At 51.3% G+C, this 2,119-nt stretch carries 1 protein-coding gene and 1 pseudogene; one reads left to right on the top strand and one right to left on the bottom strand.

Going from position 1 to position 2,119, the window contains the following annotated elements; translation table 11 throughout:
- Positions 1-1,125 (bottom strand): 6-phosphofructokinase (locus ACLTD4_RS33900; protein WP_412331992.1); only part of this gene is annotated, 1,125 nt, incomplete at its 3' end.
- 204 nt (positions 1,126-1,329) lie between these two features.
- Between ACLTD4_RS33900 and ACLTD4_RS33895 the strand changes: the two are divergent.
- Positions 1,330-2,119 (top strand): annotated as a pseudogene (locus tag ACLTD4_RS33895) (N,N'-diacetylchitobiose phosphorylase); the annotation flags it as partial.

The following is a 2,119-nucleotide window of genomic DNA, read 5'->3' as shown; positions in this document are numbered from 1 at the left end:
CGTCACATCGGTGCCGCGGGGATTCATCCATTCAGATGGAAAGAGTTTTTCCCTGTTGCAGACCTCATTAACATCGACCGTGCCGCATTCCAGATGGTATGGACCGTTTTCATTCCGTATAAAGGAAATCATGCGCCCGGTAAGCCCTGAGACGGCGGCCTTTACGCCTTCACGGCCGGCGAGAACGGATTCCTCGATATCGGTGGCGGAAGCCATCATGCCGGAACAGCGCTGATTAACGTTTAACTCGATGGAACGGACCTTGACGCCGAACTTGTCCCGTATGAAGTTTTCCAGCATCTTACCGCTGCCGGTCAGCATTTTATGGCCGAAGGTGTCGAGCCGGGCGGCATCCGCATATTCACAGATGAACTTGCCCCTGGCGTCGGAAATGCCCTCGGAGATACAGATAACGACAGTGCTGTTCTTCGATAAGGCGGCAGTCACATCCTCTGTAAACTGTTCAAAATCGAAATGAGTCTCCGGAAGATAGATGAGTACCGGGTTGTCCCCCTCGTATTTGCGGGCAAGGGCGCTGGCCGCGGTTACCCAGCCGGCGTGGCGGCCCATCAGTTCCACGATGGTGACGGATTTCTGCTGATAGACGGAGGAGTCCAGAACGATTTCCCGGACCGTATCGGCCACGTACTTGGCGGCGCTTCCGTAACCGGGGGTATGGTCAGTCAGAACGAGATCGTTGTCTATGGTTTTCGGAACACCGATGAAACGGATCTCGCTGTGATGGTGGGAGGCGTAGCGGGACAGCTTGCTGACCGTGTCCATGGAATCATTGCCTCCGATGTAGAAGAAGTATCCGATGTTCATCTTCCGAAACTTCTCAAACAGGGCCGGGTAGAACGGTGAGGATAAGTCTTCCGGCAGTTTATAGCGGCAGGAACCTAAATAGGCCGCCGGTGTTAATTTTAAAAGCTCTAATTCATCTGAAGTTAAATCCGCGGTTAAATCCATGCAGGTACCGGACATATAGCCTTCGATTCCGTTAATCATGCCGTAGACGTGATCAATGGCTTCCTGGTTTATGCCTTCCCTTATGACGCCGTAGAGGCTCGCGTTGATGACGGCGGTAGGGCCGCCGGACTGGCCAACGATTGCATTTTTCTTCATGTGTATATTCTCCTTTTTTGACGCTCCTCCTATTCTATAATAGAAACGATGGCTTTGCAACCCCCGCTTTTTGTGATCGCGCAAGGTTAGACAAATTTTCACACTCTCAGCCATACCTATTTTTTGGGAAAAATCTATAATTGAGATAGAACGTATGAGACTAAAATAAAGGCGCTAAGTGCTCATAACAAGGAGGATAACGGGATGCAGTACGGACATTTTGATAATGAAAAAAGGGAATATGTGATCGACCGGGTGGACCTGCCCACGTCGTGGACCAATTACCTGGGAGTGAAGGATATGTGCGCCGTCGTGAACCATACGGCAGGCGGATATCTCTTCTATAAATCCCCGGAATACCACAGAATTACACGGTTTCGGGGGAATGCCGTTCCGATGGACCGGCCGGGCCATTACGTCTATGTGAGAGACGATGAGACGGGGGAATTCTGGAGTATTTCGTGGCAGCCGGTGGGAAAACCTCTGGATCAGGCGAAATACACATGCCGCCACGGCCTGTCCTACACGACGTACAGCTGTGATTACCAGGGAATCGAGGCGGAGCAGACGCTGTTCATTCCGGCAGACGATCCGGTGGAGCTCTGGGATGTAAAGCTTAAAAATGAGAGCGGAAGAAAACGGAAATTAAGCGTTTACTCTTACTGTGAGCTTTCCTTCCACCACATCGAAATGGATAATAAGAACTTTCAGATGAGTCTGTATGCCGCAGGATCTACGTATGAAGACGGCATTATCGAACACGATCTGTTCTACGAGGAGTTTGGATACCAGTATTTCACCTCAGATTTTGATCCGGATGGTTTCGACTGTCTGCGGGACAAATTCATCGGCCTCTACCGCACCGAGGATAATCCGGCGGCGGTGGAACGCGGCGAGATGAGCGGAAGCTTCGAAAAGGGCGGCAATCACTGCGGTGCTCTGAAAAAATGCCTGGAACTGGAACCGGGAGAGGAATCGAGACTCATCTTCCTGC

It is taken from the genome of Hungatella sp. (assembly GCF_046966825.1).
The sequence above is the reverse complement of the archived record's forward strand: the minus strand, read 5'-3'. Positions and strand labels throughout refer to the sequence as shown.